General features: G+C 66.0%; 15 protein-coding genes and 1 pseudogene. 5 read left to right on the forward strand and 11 right to left on the reverse strand.

Features of this window, described 5'->3' with window-relative positions; all coding sequences use genetic code 11:
* The first annotated feature begins 37 nt into the window (after positions 1-37).
* The gene (locus ACM9HJ_RS29400) at positions 38-1,126 is read left to right on the forward strand and encodes a glycoside hydrolase family 88/105 protein (RefSeq protein WP_416575366.1); all 1,089 of its coding nucleotides are present in this window, start codon (positions 38-40) and stop codon (positions 1,124-1,126) included.
* 113 nt (positions 1,127-1,239) lie between these two features.
* Here ACM9HJ_RS29400 and ACM9HJ_RS29405 read toward each other — a convergent pair whose 3' ends face one another.
* From ACM9HJ_RS29405 to ACM9HJ_RS29440, 8 genes are all read right to left on the reverse strand, one after another.
* Positions 1,240-2,106: a Wzz/FepE/Etk N-terminal domain-containing protein gene (locus tag ACM9HJ_RS29405; RefSeq protein WP_416575380.1), complete on the reverse strand. Its 867-nt coding sequence runs from the start codon at positions 2,104-2,106 to the stop codon at positions 1,240-1,242.
* An 81-nt stretch (positions 2,107-2,187) separates the two neighbouring features.
* Positions 2,188-3,285 carry a glycosyltransferase family 4 protein gene (locus tag ACM9HJ_RS29410; protein WP_416575367.1) on the reverse strand — a complete coding sequence of 366 codons (1,098 nt, stop codon included), beginning with the start codon at positions 3,283-3,285 and terminating at the stop codon, positions 2,188-2,190.
* A gap of 6 nt (positions 3,286-3,291) precedes the next feature.
* Complete coding sequence (rfbD, locus tag ACM9HJ_RS29415) at positions 3,292-4,170, reverse strand: dTDP-4-dehydrorhamnose reductase (RefSeq protein WP_416575368.1); 879 nt, start codon at positions 4,168-4,170, stop codon at positions 3,292-3,294.
* Between the two features lie 18 nt (positions 4,171-4,188).
* Positions 4,189-5,073: a glucose-1-phosphate thymidylyltransferase RfbA gene (gene rfbA / locus ACM9HJ_RS29420; RefSeq protein ID WP_416575369.1), complete on the reverse strand. Its 885-nt coding sequence runs from the start codon at positions 5,071-5,073 to the stop codon at positions 4,189-4,191.
* A complete protein-coding gene (rfbB, locus tag ACM9HJ_RS29425) occupies positions 5,066-6,136 on the reverse strand; it encodes a dTDP-glucose 4,6-dehydratase (RefSeq protein WP_416575370.1) in 1,071 nt (356 codons plus the stop codon). Before rfbB ends, rfbA begins: the two co-directional genes overlap by 8 nt.
* 24 nt (positions 6,137-6,160) lie before the next feature.
* A complete protein-coding gene (gene rfbC / locus ACM9HJ_RS29430) occupies positions 6,161-6,715 on the reverse strand; it encodes a dTDP-4-dehydrorhamnose 3,5-epimerase (RefSeq protein WP_416575371.1) in 555 nt (184 codons plus the stop codon).
* Between the two features lie 129 nt (positions 6,716-6,844).
* Positions 6,845-7,846, reverse strand: a complete 1,002-nt coding sequence (locus tag ACM9HJ_RS29435) for a glycosyltransferase family 2 protein (RefSeq protein WP_416575372.1) — start codon at positions 7,844-7,846, stop codon at positions 6,845-6,847.
* A 105-nt stretch (positions 7,847-7,951) separates the two neighbouring features.
* Complete coding sequence (locus ACM9HJ_RS29440) at positions 7,952-9,040, reverse strand: methyl-accepting chemotaxis protein (RefSeq protein ID WP_416575373.1); 1,089 nt, start codon at positions 9,038-9,040, stop codon at positions 7,952-7,954.
* A 415-nt stretch (positions 9,041-9,455) separates the two neighbouring features.
* On the opposite strand from ACM9HJ_RS29440, the gene ACM9HJ_RS29445 reads away from it, so the two are divergent.
* From ACM9HJ_RS29445 to ACM9HJ_RS29460, 4 genes and pseudogenes are all read left to right on the forward strand, one after another.
* Positions 9,456-9,860, forward strand: coding sequence for a hypothetical protein (locus tag ACM9HJ_RS29445; protein ID WP_416575374.1), 405 nt, complete (start codon positions 9,456-9,458; stop codon positions 9,858-9,860).
* 128 nt (positions 9,861-9,988) lie between these two features.
* Entirely contained in the window at positions 9,989-12,568 is a 2,580-nt protein-coding gene (locus ACM9HJ_RS29450; protein WP_416575375.1) for a tetratricopeptide repeat protein, read from the forward strand.
* A 9-nt stretch (positions 12,569-12,577) separates the two neighbouring features.
* Positions 12,578-12,841 (forward strand): LysR family transcriptional regulator, encoded by a 264-nt coding sequence (locus tag ACM9HJ_RS29455; protein ID WP_416575376.1) that lies wholly within the window; start codon positions 12,578-12,580, stop codon positions 12,839-12,841.
* A 63-nt stretch (positions 12,842-12,904) separates the two neighbouring features.
* Positions 12,905-13,511: pseudogene (locus ACM9HJ_RS29460) on the forward strand (LysR substrate-binding domain-containing protein).
* Positions 13,512-13,669: 158 nt separating this feature from the next.
* On the opposite strand, the gene pyk reads toward ACM9HJ_RS29460, so the two are convergent.
* The 3 genes from pyk to ACM9HJ_RS29475 all read right to left on the reverse strand — a co-directional run.
* Positions 13,670-15,082, reverse strand: a complete 1,413-nt coding sequence (gene pyk, locus ACM9HJ_RS29465) for a pyruvate kinase (RefSeq protein WP_416575377.1) — start codon at positions 15,080-15,082, stop codon at positions 13,670-13,672.
* Positions 15,083-15,652: 570 nt separating this feature from the next.
* Positions 15,653-17,308 carry a DEAD/DEAH box helicase gene (locus tag ACM9HJ_RS29470; protein WP_416575378.1) on the reverse strand — a complete coding sequence of 552 codons (1,656 nt, stop codon included), beginning with the start codon at positions 17,306-17,308 and terminating at the stop codon, positions 15,653-15,655.
* A 195-nt stretch (positions 17,309-17,503) separates the two neighbouring features.
* The coding region (locus ACM9HJ_RS29475; protein ID WP_416575379.1) for a hypothetical protein at positions 17,504-17,949 on the reverse strand (446 nt) is incomplete at its 5' end.

The raw sequence follows: 17,949 nt of genomic DNA on the forward strand, positions 1-17,949 counted from the left end.
TACTCCGGTCCATTCCGCCCCCGGTGCCCCAGCCATCATGCATGATTTCCGCCGTTTCGGACCGCTTGTCCTGCCCTTCCTGCGCCATTACCTGGCGGAATGGGATTTCTTCAAGCCGACCTGGAATTATGAGGATGGCTGCGTCTTCAAAGGCTGCCTGGACCTGGCCGACGCCACCGCCCGTTCCGAATTCTCGGATTTCGTCCATGACAAGGTCGGGGCGCGGGTGGATGAGGATGGGGGGATCGAAGGGTTCGATCCGGCCGAATACAATATCGACAATGTGAAGCCGGGGAAGGTGTTCTTCCCGCTTTACGACCGCACGGGCGAGGAGCGGTTCCGCCGCGCCATCGACACCCAGGTCGCCCAGTTGAAGACCCATCCGCGTACCAGGTCGGGCAATTACTGGCACAAGCAGATCTATCCCTGGCAGGTCTGGCTGGACGGGCTCTACATGGCCCAGCCGCTGGTCACCGCCCAGGCCATCGCCGACGGCGATCGCGCGGCGTGGGAAGATGTGGTCCACCAGTTCCTGGAGGTCCGCGACCGGCTGCGCGACCCGCAGACCGGCCTCTATTATCATGGCTGGGATGAAAGCCGGCAGGAACGCTGGGCCAATCCGGTCACCGGCTGTTCGCCCTGCTTCTGGGGCCGGGCCATGGGCTGGTTCATGATGGCCATGATCGATTGCATCGAACTGGCCGCCGCCTTCGACGGGCCGGGCCGCGCTGCCCTGATCGCCATGTTCCAGGACAGTTCCATCGCCCTGATGCAGGTGCGCAGCCAACGCGGCCTGTGGTGGCAGGTGCTGGATCGTGGCGGGGACGAGGGGAATTATGAGGAGACCTCGGCCAGCCTGATGATCGCCTATGCGATGATGGCCGGCTCCCGCTTGGGCCTGCTGCCGCCCGACCATGGACGGGCGGGGGAGCAGGCGCTGCGTACGGTCATCCGTGACTTCCTGACGGAAACCGAACTGGGCGGCATCTGCGGCGTCGCCGGATTGGGCAACGCCCCCTATCGCGACGGGACCTATGAATATTACCTGTCGGAACCGATCGTGCCCAACGATCCCAAAGGGGTGGGGGCGCTGATGATGGCGTTGGCGGAAGGATTGCGGCGGTGAAGGCAGCGATCATTTTCCAAAGATCGCAGCAGGCCGGCGACTGCCGGCCCGCGCCACATGGCGCGTGAGCCAAGCCGCCGGATGGCGGCGCCCGGCGCCTGAGGGAACAAATATTACACAATCCTACCGCGGTTCCGCCGATAGGCGTTGAACAGCATCAGGCAGACGATGCCAAAGCCCAGGAAGCCGCCGGCAATGGCGGCCCCGGCCAGGGTCAGCAGCCGGCGCGGCGATGCCGGCTTTTCGCCCGCATGCAGGCTCTCGATCATGCGGAAGCTGAAGGGCTCGTTGGTCTGGCTGGTCATCAGCTCATGTTCGACTTCCAGCAGGTTCTTCACCAGGGCGTCGCGCTGATAGGAATTGGTGGTCTGTTCCAGGGAGCGCAGCAGCACCTCGCGCTGGGCTGTCTTCGACAGGCGGACCTGATTGCGGATGATCTCATCCGACAGGGCGAAGATGCGGGCCAGCACCTTCTGGGCGAAGGCCGGGTCCTCATGCAGCAGCGTGATCTCGGTGAAGGTCGTGTCTTCCAGCGGCGCGTTGCGCAGCTTGTTGACCGCCATGATGCCCTTCAGCGTGTCGGCCATCATCCCGGCGGTCACCGTCACGCCGTCCTCAGGCTCGACGATGCGCTTGGCCATTTCCTTGTCCGCCGCCAGCAGGGCCGCGATGTCATAGGAATTGACCGTCTGCAGGAACTGCTTGTGCAGGGTGGAACTGCCACCATCACCCAGCGCCGCACCCAGCCCGAAGGGCAAAGCCAGATTGCTGGCCTTGGAGGAATTGGCCGAGGAGGTGGAGGGACCGACGGTGGCCGACACCTTGTAAAGCGGCGTGGTCACGAACAGGTACAGGACCGCGATGCCCACGGCGAAGATGCCTGCCGCCACGAACACTAGCCAGCGGCGCAGGAAGAAGGTGACGATGTCGCCGATATAGATGGTGTCCGCGTCCGCCTGGGGGCTGATCTGGGCCTGCATCGTCACTTGGTTCCCTCCGGTCCTCAATGGACGCCGGTTATCTGTCGGCGCGACCCTATTATCAATAGCGGCCTCTGTCCATCACCCCAACAGGGCGTAGAGCGCAGCCGTTTCCGATGCACAACGGTCCCAGCCGAAATCGCTGACCCGCACCCGCCCGCGGGCCACCAGCGTCTCGCGCAGGGCCCCGTCATCCAGCGTGGATTCCAGCAGATGCGCCGTGGCCGCCGGATCACCGGCGTCATAGGTCAGCGCCGCACCGCCCGCCACCTCCACCAGCGCCGCATCCTCCGCCGCGATGGCCACGGGGCAGCCCACGGCCATGGCCTCCAGCACCGGCAGCCCGAATCCTTCGCACCGCGAGGGATAGACGAACAGCGATGCGTCGCGATAGGCCCGCATCATGGTCGCGTCATCGCCACCCATCCAGGTGACGTGATCTTCCATGCCGGTCTCGGCCAGCAGCGCATGGTCCGCCGGCCCGAAATCGCCGCCGCCGAAGCAGAGCAGGGAGATACCCCGACCCGGCAGGGCACTCTGCGCATAGCCTTTCAGGAAATTGGCGAAATTCTTGTAGCCGCCGCGCCGTCCCACGAACAGCACATAGGGCCGCCCGCCCAGCAGGTGCCGTCCATCGTCGGGCGGCAGGGCGGGGGCGGTGAAGCCGTGATTGACCACATGGACACGGCTTTCCCCGACGGACCACAGGCGGCACAGGTCGCGTTTGGTGGCTTCCGTCGGTGCGATGATCAGGTCGGCCCTGTCCACGGCCCGGCGCTTGAGATTGCTGTTGATGGCGAAGGAGCGCGCCTCCCCCGGAAACAGCTCCCAGACCATGTCATGGACCGTGGTCACCAGCGGCCGGCGGCCGCCCATCAGGTCCAGCAGCGGATAATAGGTGCGGTGCAGGATGCCGTGATGACGGGTGGACAGCGCCGCCCAGACCTCGTTGCGCAGCCGCAGCGCCTGCGCCGGCAGCCGTGTCGGCGCCTCGTACCGGCCGTTGATCCAGGGGGCCTCCACGGCGCCCAGATGCCGGTTGCGGTGCCGCCCGGCCGCGATCTCCACCTCCCGCCCGCTGTCCGACAGGGCCAGCGCCAGTTCCACGAAATAGCGGGAAATGCCGCCCACCGCCTGGGAGGTGAAGATGTCGTGGCTGAAGGTGACGGGCAGGGTCACGGAAGCTCAGCCCGCCGCCAGCAGCGCATCGACGGCCCGGTCCAGCGACGGGCGCCAGTCGGGCAATGTCGCACCGGGCAGCGCCAGGTACCGGTCGCAGGCCAGCACGGAATTGGCCGGGCGCTTGGCCGGGGTCGGATAGTCCGCCGTGGCGATGGGATGCACCTTGGGTACCGGGCGGCCATGGCGGGCGCCGCTGGCGAACACCGCCTCGGCAAAGGCATGCCAGCTGGTGGGCTCCGCCCCGCCGAAATGGAAGATGCCCTGTGCGGTACCGTCGCCCACGAACGGCGCCATCAGCAGGATGGCATCGGCAATGTCATGCGCCGCCGTCGGCCGGCCCCGCTGATCGGCCACCACGCGCAGTTCCGGCCGGTCGACGCCCAGCCGCAGCATGGTCCGCACGAAATTGGCACCATAGGGGCTGAATACCCAGGAGGTGCGCAGGACGGCGTTGCGGGCCGGGCCCAGTTCGGCGATGGCCTGCTCGCCCGCCAGCTTTGAGGCACCATAGACACCCAGCGGGGCGGTGGCGTCATCCTCCCGCCAGGCACGTTCGCCGCCGCCCTCGAAGACATAGTCGGTGGAGACATGGATGAAGGGGATGTCCGCATCCTTTGCCGCCGCCGCGATATGGCGCGTGCCGTCGCGATTGACGGCAAACGCCTCCTCCACCTCGCTCTCCGCCTTGTCCACGGCCGTATAGGCGGCGGCGTTGACGATCAGGTCGGGCGCATGGGCGGCGATGGCTGCGGCAACCGCCGCGCCATCGGCGATGGACAGGCTCTCGCGGCCAAGGCAGGTGACCGTGTGGCCGGCGGCATCGCCTTGGTCGCGCATGGCCAGGGCCAATTGTCCGCCACGGCCGAAAACCAGGATCTTCATGGGATGCTTCCCCTGGGCCTAGATGGCCGCTTCGCTCAGGATCTTCAGCAGATACTGGCCGTATTCGTTCTTCAGCAGCGGCTTGGCCAGTTTTTCCACCTGTTCGGCGGTGATCAGGCCGCGGCGGAAGGCGATCTCTTCCGGGCAGGCGATCTTCAGGCCCTGGCGGCGCTCGACGGTCTGCACGAAATGCGTGGCCTCGACCAGGCTGTCATGGGTGCCGGTATCCAGCCAGGCATAGCCGCGGCCCATCCGTTCCACCCGCAGCTTGCCCTGCTGGAGATAGACATTGTTGACGTCCGTGATCTCCAGCTCCCCGCGCGGGGAGGGCTTGATGGAGGCAGCGATGTCCAGCACCGAATTGTCGTAGAAATAGAGGCCGGTGACGGCATAGTTCGATTTGGGCGCCTTGGGCTTCTCCTCGATGGTCAGCGCATTGCCCTCGCCATCGAAGCTGACCACGCCATACCGCTCGGGATCATTGACGTGATAGGCGAAGACCGTGGCGCCGGCGTCGCGGCCGTGGGCGTTGGCCAGCAGCTTCTCGAACCCGTCGCCATAGAAGATGTTGTCGCCCAGCACCAAGGCGGCCGGATCATTGCCCACGAAGCCGCGGCCGATGATGAAGGCCTGGGCCAGCCCATCGGGACTGGGCTGGATGGCATAGGACAGGTTCACGCCCCATTGCGACCCGTCGCCCAGCAGGTGGCTGAACTGCGGCAGGTCATGGGGGGTGGAGATGACCAGGATTTCCGTGATGCCGGCCTGCATCAGCGCCGACAGCGGGTAATAGATCATCGGCTTGTCATAGACGGGCAGCAGCTGCTTCGACACGCCCATGGTGATGGGGTAGAGCCGCGTGCCCGAGCCGCCGGCCAGGATGATGCCCTTGCGGTTAGCCATTCTTCTTGCCCTCTCCACGGCGCTTATGGGCTTCTTCCCGCAAGGGGCCCCACCACCATTCATTCTCCAGGTACCAGCGCACGGTGCGCTCCAGCCCCGTCTCGAAGCTTTCCTGCGGCTCCCAGCCCAGGTCGCGCCGGATCTTGGCGGCGTCGATGGCATAACGGTGGTCGTGGCCGGGGCGGTCCTTGACGAAGGTGATCAACTCGCGGCGCGGGCCGCCATCTGGGCGCAGCGCGTCCAGGATGTCGCAGATGCGCTCCACGACCTCCAGGTTGGTCTTCTCGTTATTGCCACCGATATTGAACCGCTCACCCACCGGGCCGCGGGTCAGCACCTCCCACAGGGCGCGGGCGTGATCCTCGACATAGAGCCAGTCGCGGACATTGTCGCCCTTGCCATAGACGGGGAGGGGACGGCGTTCCAGCGCGTTCAGGATGACCAGCGGGATCAGCTTTTCCGGGAAATGGAAAGGCCCGTAATTGTTGGAACAGTTGGTCAGGACGACGGGCAGCCCATAGGTGTGGTGCCAGGCATCGACCAGATGGTCGCTGGACGCCTTGGAGGCGGAATAGGGCGAGCGCGGGGCATAGGGCGTGGTCTCGGTGAAGAAGCCCTCCTCGCCCAAGCTGCCGAACACCTCGTCCGTGGAGACATGGTGGAAACGGAAATCCGCCTTCTTCTGCCCGTCCAGCCCCTGCCAGTAATCGCGCGCCGCCGACAGCAGCACGCCGGTACCCACCACATTGGTGTGGATGAAGGCGTCGGGGCCGTCGATGGAGCGGTCGACATGGCTTTCGGCAGCCAGATGCACGATGGCATCCGGCTGGTACTTCGCGAAGATCGCGTCGATCGCCGGGCGGTCGCAGATATCCGCCTGCTCGAAATGATAGAGCGGGCTGTCCTTCACCGACCGGACATTCTCCAGGTTGGCGGCATAGGTCAGCTTGTCGATATTGACGGTGGCGCAGCCCTTCTCGCCCACCGCATGGCGGATGAAGGCGGAACCGATGAAGCCGGCGCCCCCGGTGACGAGGATCAGTTTGGGGGAAAGCGTGGTCATGCCTGGGCTCTCAAGGACAGCGGATCAGAAAATGGACGGCAGATCGGACAGGCGCGGCAACTGGCGGTCCTTGTCCGACAGGATCAGCCGTTCGGCCGGGAAGGGCCACTGGATGCCCAGGTCGGGATCGTTCCACAGGACGCCACCATCATCGGCCGGACTGTAATAGTCGGTCACCTTGTAGACGAACTCCGTATCCGGCAGCAGCGTGCAGAAGGCATGCGCGAAGCCGGCCGGGACCCAGAGCTGCTCCCCATGCTCGGCGGTCAGTTCCACCGCCACATGCCGGCCGAAGGTGGCCGAACCCTGGCGCAGGTCGACGGCCACATCCAGGACCGCGCCGCGCACCACGCGCACCAGCTTTCCCTGTGCCGTGGGTGGGCGCTGGAAATGCAGGCCGCGCAGCGTGCCGACATCGCGGGACAGGGAATGGTTGTCCTGCACGAACTCCACATCCACGCCCACCGCTTCCTTGAAGCGGCGGCGGCTGTAGGTTTCGGCGAAATAGCCGCGATGGTCGCCGAAACGGGCCGGCTTCAATAGGGCGGGGCCGTCAATGTCAAATCTGGTCACGTGCATGCGGATTTATCCGGCGAAGGGAAGGGACAGGAAACCAATTCTGGCCGCCCGCAACCGCCCCCTCGCCCCAGGGCACGGATCGGGACTGGCGGCTTTATGCACTTTTCGGGCAGGGCAGGCAACAAGGGCTCACCCCGGCTTTCTGCGTATGTCCTCGAACCTTATGCTGGGAAAGCGCCAGAGGATGCGCCACAGCATGGGCAGGCGATCGGCCTGGCCCCGGCGCAGGCGGTTCAGTGCCGTCACGCACAGGCCGGCCAGGATGGTGGGCATGGCATAGGGGAAATGCCGCCAGGTGACGCGCAGCCGGTTGCGCAGATTGTAGAAATCGGCCAGCCAGCTGATCTGGTCACGATGCCCGCCGGTCGTGCCGCCCTCCTTGTGCAGCACGATGCTGGCCGGCGCATAGCCCAGCTCGAACAGGGTACGGCCGCGCCGGCAATAATCGATCTCCTCGAAATAGAGGAAATAGCTCTCATCCATCAGCCCCACCTGTTCCAGCCAGGCGCGGCGGATGAACATGGCGGCTCCGATCACGTAATCCATGGGCACGCCGGCGAAGCTTTGCGCCTCCGCGCGCGGCCGGTTCCAGCCCAGATGGTGGCTGAGCCCCGTCCAGCGGTTGTAACGCGCCCCGCCCGCCGCCTGGATCAGGTCGGGATTGGCGGCATAGAGCAGGGTGGAACCGATCATGCCCTGGCGCGGATGCGCCGCCGCATGGGTCAGCAGCGCCGGCAGGGCGCCCGGATCGGGTACCGTGTCATTGTTCAGGATCCAGGTGAAATCCATGTCCGGATCGCCGAGCGCCAGCCGCACCCCGACATTGTTGCCCCCGGCATAGCCGTGATTGCCCGCGTTGCGGATCAGATAGACGTTCCGGTCGGGGATCGTACCCGCCACCTCCGCCTCCGCCAGTTCGGCCCATCCGTTGCCGAACCGTTCGGTCAGTGCGGCGCGCAGGCGGGGCAGCGAATCATCCGCTGAGGCATTGTCACAGACCACCAGCCGCCAGCGCCCGCCGGTCTGGGTCCGGACCCCGTCGATACAGCCGATCGTATCCTCCGCACCGTTCCAGTTCAGGATGACGATCCAGGTCAGGGATGACCGGCCGGCGGGGGAGGACATGGACATGGCAATTGCCGCGCAATGAAAGAGGACGTCCGCCATGGATGCGGACGCCATCACTCTATCCGATGCCGGACCGGGGGATGCAAAGCTTAAAAGGCTGAAGCGCCGTCAGGCATGACCGTGACGGGCATTCCAGGCGGCCTCCACCTCCGGCGGGCGCTGCAGGATCAGGCCATACCAGCCCAGGCCCTTGTAGGTTTCGTAACCGGGCGTCAGGGCGAAGGCCACCAGGGTCCCGTCCTCGGCGGCGTAATAGCCCATATCCTTGCCGTTCGTATGCAGGGGATAGCGGCCCATCAGCAGATAGCGTTCGTCGCTGGCGGCCATGACGCGGAAATTGCTGTCGACGATCAGGCATTTGGTGCGGCTTTCCTGCCGTTCCTCCTCCGTCAGGCGTACGGATTTCACCACTGTGCCGGCCTGCGGTGCCCAGTCGAAGAAGATGCCCAGCACGCCCAGCACCTTGCCATTCTCCGCCCCGCCCTCACGGATGGCGGTGGAATAGATGGCCACGGGCTGGTTGTTCAGCCCGTCATGCGGGGCGACGTCGGCCACGGCGAATTCATTGCCGTCGCGCGTCGCCATGGCGTCCTTGAACCAGCTTTCATTGCCGACCGACCGGCCGGTCACCCGATATTTGTCCGGACGGCCGCTGGCCACCACCCGCCCCTGGGCGTCCGCCACCCAGATGTCGAGATAGACCGTATAGGATTTCAGGATGACACCCAGCCGGCGGCAGGCATGGGCGGCACTGTCCGCATCCGGCTTTTCCAGCAGATCGACCAATGCACTGTCGGTGGCCCACCACCTTACATCGCATGACCGTTCATACAGGTTGCGATCGATGATATCGATCATGTTCAAGGCGAGATCGGCCAGGCGCTGCCCGCGCATGGATCCGACAAGTCCCTGGCCAAGTTGATGCAACCGGTTGGCGCTGCCCACGATCTCGTCGCGCATCAGGCTGGCGGCTTGGTCGATCTCCGACGAGATGGTCTGCACCTCCGCCGCGACGACGCCGAATCCGGCGCCATGGATGCCGGCGCGCGCCGCCTCGATCTTGGCGTTCAGGGCCAGGATCTTGGTACGCCGCGTGATGTCGCCGATGGCGCTGGTGCGCTGGGCCGACACCTCGGCCACGGCGCGGGCGAGTTCGATGATCGTTTCAGGCGAGGCATCCTGATCAGCTCCCGCCATCCGATTTGCGGAGTAATCCGCCATGGAGTCTTTTGGCATGTGAACCACGGTTCTTGATTTGGGATTGCGATTTCTGGGAGGCGTTGGGCCTCCTACGTCACGCCTTCTGGCGCGAAGGAACGGTTTTTCACCATCTACATATAAACAAACTATCAATTGCTCAAAAATCATCCAAGCCAAAATATTGATTAAATTTTGGGCAAATTAAACTTTCAGACAGACTTCCGCTGATCTGTATCACGATTGGCCAGCTTAACCATTTTCACTTAAGCACAGCGTCCCGGCATATCTGCCCGGTAATTGGACAAAAGCTCCGCCGGCCCACACCCCCTTTTCAGCGGATGCGTCTTGCGCTACCTCCCCAGGATAGGGCCCGCCGCCGGCGGGGCGTCTGACTGTCAGGGAAATCCCGATCATGGCCACCATCTTCGTCGCGCGCAGTGCCAATCTCAGCCAATGGGGTTCCGACGTGGGACTGGGCAAGAACCTGTTCAAGGTCGGTGTGTGCGAGGATGATCCGGTCCCGCTGCTGGCCGACGGCTTCGCGGGAGAGAAGGACTGGACCCTGATCAAGAAGCAGGCCGATGTCGAACTGGCGGAGGAGGAGGTGCTGGAACGGCTGGCCAAGCGGCTGAAGCGCGTCGATCCCAACTATTATCCCCGCATCAAGGGGGAGATGGGCCTGTTCAAGGTACTGGAGAATGATGTGACCCGCCATATCGTGCTGGCCCGCGCCATGGAGGGCGAGAGCGAGCGTGCCGCGATCAAGCTGAAGGTGGCGGACTATGCCACCTATCTGATCAGCAACGCCCTGCGCTGAGTTCGCGGCCCCGCTGGAGGGGCGTCGTCCGTCCATGTTTCCGTTGCCCCCGCCTTGGGAATTCATTGATTCAGGCGCTTCGCCAACGGTACTACTGCAACCACGACAATCCTGCGGGAGAAGAAGCGGTGCAGCAGTCGGGCGTCAATCAGAAGGTGCTGGCGGAACTGAACGCCGCCAAGCAGATCCACGTGGCCGGCAATCTGGTCGAGGCGGAAGCACGCTACCGCGCTCTGCTGACCCGCAACCCCGGTTTGACGGATGCCTTCCACCCGCTGGGCATCGCCCTGCAGCAGCTTGGCCGGCATGCCGAGGCGGAGGCGATCATTGCCCGCTGGCTGGCCGTGTCGCCCCGCGACCATGATGCGCTGATCAATCATGGCAATTCGCTGATCGCCCTGGGGCGCGCCGCCGATGGCGCCACCGCCTACCAGAAGGCCCTGACGGTCCGCCCGCAATCGGCCGATGCGCGCTGCTTCCTTGCCAACGCCCTGTACATGATGGGCGACCTGGCCCGGGCGGAGGAGAATTACCGGCTGATCCTGAAGGACAAGCCCAGCCAGGGGAACGCCATGTTCAACCTGGCCAACCTGCTGTGCGATACCGGCCGTCCCGACGAGGGGATGAAATATTACGAGGAGGTGCTTCGCCACTATCCCGACATGGTCGAGGCCATGGTCAATCTGGGCAACCAATGGTCCCGGCGCGGCGAGGGGGAGAAGGCCATCGCCCTGCTGGAGCAGGCGACGCGCAAGCGGCCGGGCATGCCCGAGGCATTCGCCAACCTGGGCAGCGCGCTCTACGAGCACCGGGGCGACATCGAAGGGGCCGAACGCTGCTTCCTGGAGACGGTGCGGATCGCCCCCACCTATCGCGAGGGCCTGAACAATCTGGCCAATATCTATATGAACCAGGGCCGCATGGAGGCGGCGACGGAGGTGATCGACCGGATGCTGGAGCTGTACCCCGACAGCCCGCTGGTTCATGGCACGGCTGCCGGCCTGTTCCTGGTGGACGGCAGGATGGAGCGGGGCTGGGCGCATTTCGAATGGCGCTGGCTGCGGCCCAACCTGCCCGTGCCATTGCGCGAGTTCGGCAAGCCGGAATGGCGCGGCGAGGACATCTCCGACAAAACCATCCTGCTCCATCACGAGCAGGGGCTGGGCGACAGCATCCAGTTCGTGCGCTTCGCCGCCGATGTCGCGGCCCGCGCCGGCCACGTGATCCTGGAGGTTCCGAACAACCTGCGGGAACTGTATGCCTGCATCAAGAATGTGACGCTGGCCACCTTCCTGGAACCGCTGCCGCCCTTCGACGTGCATCTGGCGATCATGAGTGTGCCCTTCGTCCTGGGCTATGCCATCGACACGATCCCGGCCCCCATCCCCTATCTGTTCGCCGATCCGGAGCGGGTGGAGAAGTGGCGGGACCGGCTGCCCAAGGGCGGGTTCCGCATCGGCATCGTCTGGCAGGGCAAGGCCGGGGTCGGCGTCGACAAGGGCCGTTCCTATTCGCTGGCCCATCTGGCACCCGTGGCCCGCATTCCCGGCGTTACGCTGGTCAGCCTGCAGAAGGGGTATGGTCTGGACCAGCTGGACAGCCTGCCCGAGGGCATGCGGGTGGAAACGCTGGGGGACGATTTCGACGAGGGCAACGGCGCCTTCCTGGACACCGCCGCCGTCATGCAGCACATGGACCTGATCATCTCCTCCGACACGTCGGTGGCGCATCTGGCGGGCGCGCTGGGGCGGCCGGTCTGGGTGCCGCTGAAATTCGCGCCCGATTGGCGCTGGCTGATGGGGCGCGAGGACAGCCCCTGGTACCCCACCACCATGCGCCTGTTTCGCCAGAGCGCGCCGAACAGCTGGGCCGACGTGTTCGAGCGGCTGGCCGGCGCGGTGACCGCCCTGAAGGGGGGCGACCTGTCGCAGCTGACGCCGCCGGCCCCGCCGCCGCGCCAGCCGCTGGTGCCGTTCCCGCCCGTCCCGCGCCCGCCGCTGCCGGATATCCGGCCGCCCGTCATGCTCCAGCAGCAGGAGGTGCGCAGCCAGGCCGTGTCGGACAGTGCGCGTGAGGCCGTCACGCGCTACGGCACCCTGCGCTATCTCGCCGGCGACCCGGTCGTGGGACGCAGCCTGGCCGCCTATGGTGAATGGATGGAGGCCGAGCTGGGCGCCTGTATGAGCCTGCTGTCCAAGGACGATGTGGTTGTGGAGGCCGGCGCCAATATCGGTGCCCATGCCGTGGCCCTGGCGGGGCATGTGCAATTGCACCTGTTCGAGGGCAACCCGCGCCTGCGTGAACTGCTGGCCTGGAATCTGGCCCGCAACAACAGCGGCTCCGCCCAGCTGCATGATGGCGATGGACGGTCCATCGACAGCCTGAACCTGCCGCGCGTGCGGCTGATCAAGGCGGCGGTGGATGGGGCCGAACTGGCGCTGCTGCGGGGCGCGTCGGCCACCATCCAGCGCTGCCGCCCCTATCTCTATCTGCGCAGCGACCGGCCGGAGCAGGAGCCGGAAATGCTTTCCCTGCTGCGCGCCATGGGCTACCGCATGTGGTCGCACCGGCCGCCCGTGTTCAATCCCGGGAATTTCCGGGGGGAGCGCCAGGATTTCTTCACCGGCATCGGCACCCTGAACCTGCTTTGCGCGCCGCGGGAGAAGGATTGCGTGGTGGTCGGCCTGCCGCAACTGCCCGACGCCTGAGGCGGGGATATGGACCGGTTCCACGAGATCGAGGTCTTCGTGGCCGTTGCCGATACCGGCGGGTTCGCCAGTGCGGGCCGCCGTCTGCGCCTGTCGCCGGCCGCCGTGACCCGCGCCGTGGCGGGGCTGGAGGCACGGCTGGGTGCCCGCCTGCTGAACCGCACCACCCGCAGCCTGTCATTGACCGAGGCGGGAACGGAGTTCCTGGAAGGGGCGCGGCGCATCCTGGCCGAATGGGAGGGCGCGTCGCGGGTGGCCGGCGGCCGGTCGTAGGCGCCCACGGGGCACCTGACCCTGACGGCATCGGTCACCCGCGGCCGCACCCTGCTGGGGCCGGTGGTCGGCTCCTTCCTGACGGCTTATCCGGACGTGACGGCGTCGGTGCTGCTGCTGGACCGCGTGGTCAATCTGGTGGATGAGGGCGTTGACCTGGCCATACGCATCGGACAACTGCCCGACAGCGGCCCGGCGGATCGGCATGGTCCGCCGGCTGCTGGTCGCCAGCCCGGCCTATCTGGAGCGCCAAGGCTGGCCAAGGCAGCCCGCCGATCTGCGCGACCACGCGATCATCGCCTTCACCGGCCTGATGCCGGGCCGGCAATGGCGGTATGAGCGTGACGGTCGGGCCGGGGCCGTGGAGCTTCGCCCCCGGCACGAGGTGAACGACGCGATGGTCGCCCTGGCCGCGGCGGAGCGGGGGGAGGGCATCACCATCACGCTGTGCTATATGGCGAACGAGGCCATGCGGGCGGGCCGGCTGGTCCCCCTGCTGGTCGACCATTTGCCGCCGCCCGTTCCCGTCAGCCTGGTCCATGCCCAGGGCCGCATGGCCCCGCCCAAGGTCAGGGCCTTCATCGACCATGCGGCCCCGCTGCTGGGCGACAGGCTGGCGCAGGTCTGGGACGTCACCACCCATACGCTGGACGGCCTACGGACCGGGTAATGCCACGCCCCGGTGATCGTAACCGATCACCGGCCTCAGTCGCCGGCGCCCACATCCGTGGGCTTGGCTACGCCGCACGTGCGGCGCGGCGGCGGTCGCCGCCGTACCACCGGTCATAGATTATGACCGGTGGTACGATCCCGATCCGGTTTCCGCCGTCAGATCTTGGCGATACGCAGGTTGTTGGTGCTGCCGGCCTGGCCGAAGGGGATGCCGGCGACGATGACGATGCGCTCGCCGGGCCGCACGAACTCTTCCTTCACGGCGAGCGTCCGGGCGCGGTCGACCATTTCCTCGTACGTGCCGACATCGCCGGAATGGATGGCGTGCGCGCCCCAGATCAAGGCCAGGCGGCGGGCCACGTCGGCATGCGGGGTGGCGGCCAGCACCGGCACATCAGGACGCTTGCGGGCGATGCGGGCGACCGTGTTGCCGCTGGCCGTATAGGCGAAGATGGCGGCGGCATCGATGGTGCCGGCCAGATCGGCGGCGGCCCCGGCCACGGCATGCGACGGGGTATGGTCCACCTCCGGCTCCAAAGCCGTGATGATCGGGCGGTAGGTGGGGTGCTTTTCCGTGCTGGCGATGATGCGGCTCATCATCGACACGGCTTCCACCGGGTACTGGCCCGACGCGCTTTCGGCCGACAGCATCACCGCGTCGGCGCCGTCATAGACGGCGGTGGCGACGTCCGACGCTTCGGCGCGGGTGGGCGTGGGGCTGGCCACCATGCTGTCCAGCATCTGGGTGGCGACGATCACCGGCTTGGCGGCCAAGCGTGCCGCACGGACCAGTTCCTTTTGCCGGCCGGGCACATCCTCATGCGGGATTTCCACGCCCAGATCGCCGCGGGCCACCATGATGGCATCCGACAGGCGGATGATATCCTCGATCTTCTCCAGCGCCTGTGGCTTCTCGATCTTCGACACCAGCCCGGCCTTGTCGCCGATCAGGGCCTTGGCCTCGATCACGTCGGAAGGGCGCTGCACGAAGGACAGGGCCACCCAGTCCACGCCCAGCGACAGGCCGAAGGCCAGGTCGGCGCGGTCCTTCTCCGTCAGGGGCGACAGGTCCAGGGCCGTGCCGGGCAGGTTCACGCCCTTGCGATTGGAGATGGTGCCACCCACGATCACCTCGGCATCGATCCGGTCGTCGGTCAGGCCGCGCACGCGGACCCGGACGCGGCCATCATCGATCAGCAGGTCCTGGCCGGGCATGATGGCCTTGAAAATCTCCGGATGCGGCAGGGGGATCGACTGCTTGTCGCCAGGCTCCCGGCCCAGCAGGAACTTCACCCGCTCCCCCGTCACCAGTTCTTCCTTACCGGCGGTCAGCGTGCCGATGCGGATCTTGGGGCCCTGAAGATCCTGCAGGATGGAGATGGGGCGGCCCACCTCCTTCTCCAGCGCGCGGATGGCGGCATGGACCTTGGCATGGTCGTCGTGGGTGCCATGGCTGAAATTCAGGCGGAACACATCGACGCCGGCCAGGAACAGCTCCTTCAACCGCTCCGGCGTATTGCTGGCGGGGCCGACGGTGGCGACGATCTTGGCGTGGCGGTGGCGGCGCATGGGGGCGTTCCTTGGGCTCTGGTGGGTGCGGGTGCTTGCCACCCGTCCGTTACCGGCACCATAGCACGGTCCGCCGCGGATTTGATCCCCCCAGTTACAAAATGCCGTCGATTTTCGGTAATTCAGTTACCAGTTCGTACCAGTTGCCCGGAGGTGGGTAGTGGTCGGCTCCGAATTGGGAGCTTCTCGTGAAACATCGTGCGACGGAATTTCGGGGGTGTTTCGGAGGGGATGGGGCGGCAGCTCTGAATGGCGGGCCGCGACGCAACCATGTGAAACACGAAATTCGCGATGTTTCAGAGCGGGAAAGGGGGCTGCTCCGAATGCAGGGCGCGGAAATGGCACTACGGGGCGAAGTATAGCAGGAAGGCGGGGGAAAGTCAGCGGTTGGGCGCTGCACCCCAACATCAAAGCCATATCCACGTCATCCCAGCGGAAGCCGGGACCCAGAGGCCACAGGATCAAACTTATACACAGCTTGGATCAAAGCTGCCGAAAGGTCGGTCGTTTGGCCCCTGGGTCCCGGCTTCCGCCGGGATGACGGGAGAAAAGATGCAGGAAGCGTAGAGCTTACCCCCGTGCCGGGCGGCGCAGGAACTCGGGCGTCCAGTCGCCGCTGCCACCGGCCTCGGTCACTTCCCGTGCCGGGCGCTGGCCCTGGGGGCGGTTGCCTTGCTTGGGGGCCGGCTTCTGGCCCTGGGGGCGGTCGCCGCCCTGGGGCTTGCCATGGCCGCCGGGGCGCGAATGCTGCTGCGGCTTGCCCTGCTGGGCGGGGCGCTGGCCCTGGGGGCGGGGCTGCTGCGGACGGGCCTGCTGCTGGGCCACGCCCTCACCGCTGCGGGCGGCGGGCTGCTCCGTACGCGGACGGTCGTTGCGCGGACCATCGGCACGCGCACCATCAGGACGCGCACCATCGGGACGCGGGCCGTCGGCGCGGCGCTGGCCCTGCGGCTGCTGGCGGTCGCGATCCGGACGCGGCGGGCGGTTGCCCTGCCGCGGCTGGCCATCGGCGGCACCGGCCGGCTTGGGACGGGCACGCTTGGGCTGGGGCTGCGGCGGACGTTCCGGCTTCAGCTGCGGCAGCAGGGCGGCGGCGGCCGGTTCCATCGGGTGGCGCGGGATCGACTGGCGCGTGACCTTCTCGATCTGCTTCAGCAGCGGCCGGTCGGCAGGGGCGACCAGCGACACGGCGGTGCCGGCGCGACCGGCACGGCCGGTGCGGCCGATACGGTGGACATAGGCGTCGGGCACTTCCGGCAGGTCGAAATTGAACACATGGGTGATCAGGTCCACGTCGATGCCACGTGCCGCGATGTCGGTGGCGACCAGGGCGCGGGTCTTGCCGGCGCGGAAGGCGTCCAGCGCGCGTTCACGCGCATTCTGCGACTTGTTGGCGTGATAGGCGTCGGCACCCAGGCCGGCGCCGGCCAGCTGCGCCGCCAGCTTGTTGGCGCCATGCTTGGTGCGGGTGAAGATGATCGCCGTTTCCACCGCCGGATCGGACAGCAGCTTGACCAGGGTCGGCGCCTTCTGAGCCATGTCCAGGAAGATCACCGACTGGTCGATGCGCTCCACCGTCGTCGCCGGCGGCGTCACTTCCACGCGGACATGGTTGTGCAGCAGGCTTTCGGCCAGGCCCGACACGTCGTTGGGCATGGTGGCAGAGAAGAACATGGTCTGGCGGCCGGTCTTGGGCAGCTTGGCCACCAGCTTCTTCACGGCCGGCAGGAAGCCCATGTCCAGCATGCGGTCCGCCTCGTCCAGGACGAACAGCACGACACTATCCAGCTTGCACTTGCCCTGGTCCATCAGGTCGATCAGGCGGCCCGGCGTGGCGATCAGGATATCGACCCCTGCCGCCAGCGCCTTGATCTGCGGGTTCAACGACACGCCGCCATGCACGACGGCATTGGTGAAGGGCAGCTGCACGCCCAGCAGGTCGAACACGGTGCCGACCTGCAAGGCCAGCTCCCGCGTCGGCAGCACGATCAGGGCACGGGGATGGCCGGGGCGGGCACGCTTGTCGGCCTTGGCCAGCGCCTGCAGGACCGGCAGGGCGAAGGCCGCCGTCTTGCCGGTGCCGGTCTGGGCCAGACCCAGCACGTCACGGCCGGCGAGCGCCGCCGGCAGGGCCTGGGCCTGGATGGGGGTGGGGGTGGTATAGCCAGCCGTGGTCAGGCCAGCGGAAAGCGGGGGCAGCAGGCCGAAGCCGTTGAAATCTTGCATATCTTGAAACGTAACCCTGGAACCGGCCCGGCGCAGGATGCAGCCAGGCGTCATAAGCACCGCCGGAACGGTGGCGGCCCGATGAGGGCGGCGGTTCCAGAATGTGGCTTTATGGATGGCTTATCGCATGGATTTGTGCGCTGCGACAATCGCGCATGTCGGGGGGCAGGGGTGCAAGGGGGGCGGCGGTACCGGTTACTTCATGCGGAACCGGTTGCGTAGGCCGAGGCCGATGAGGAAGAGGAGGATGAGGGCGATAGTGCCCTGGAACATGGAGAACATGTGCGTGGCAATGGAAAGTTCACCTATCTCTTTTCGAAAGCTAAAGTTGCCAAGACAGTTCGCAACACTCACCAGCAGCGCCTTTTCCCAAGGCAGGTTTGTTTGCAGATCCATCATGATGTCAAAACCGATGATGATGAGATTGAGCAGCCAACATAAAGGCAACATAAAGCTCTGCCCATAGTCACAGGTCCAACCATAGAGCAGGATCGGAATACCCTTGATTGCCCCCCATTCTACCCGGCGACATTCCAACTCCTTGGAAAAGAACATCAGTTCGTCCTCGTGCCGCTTTTGCTTATCCATCTCCAGCTTGAGACAGCTATAGGCATCAGTGAGGTCTTCGACCTGCCTTAGAG

Origin of the sequence: Niveispirillum sp. KHB5.9 (assembly GCF_048066115.1) — a bacterium.
Taxonomy (GTDB): domain Bacteria; phylum Pseudomonadota; class Alphaproteobacteria; order Azospirillales; family Azospirillaceae; genus Niveispirillum.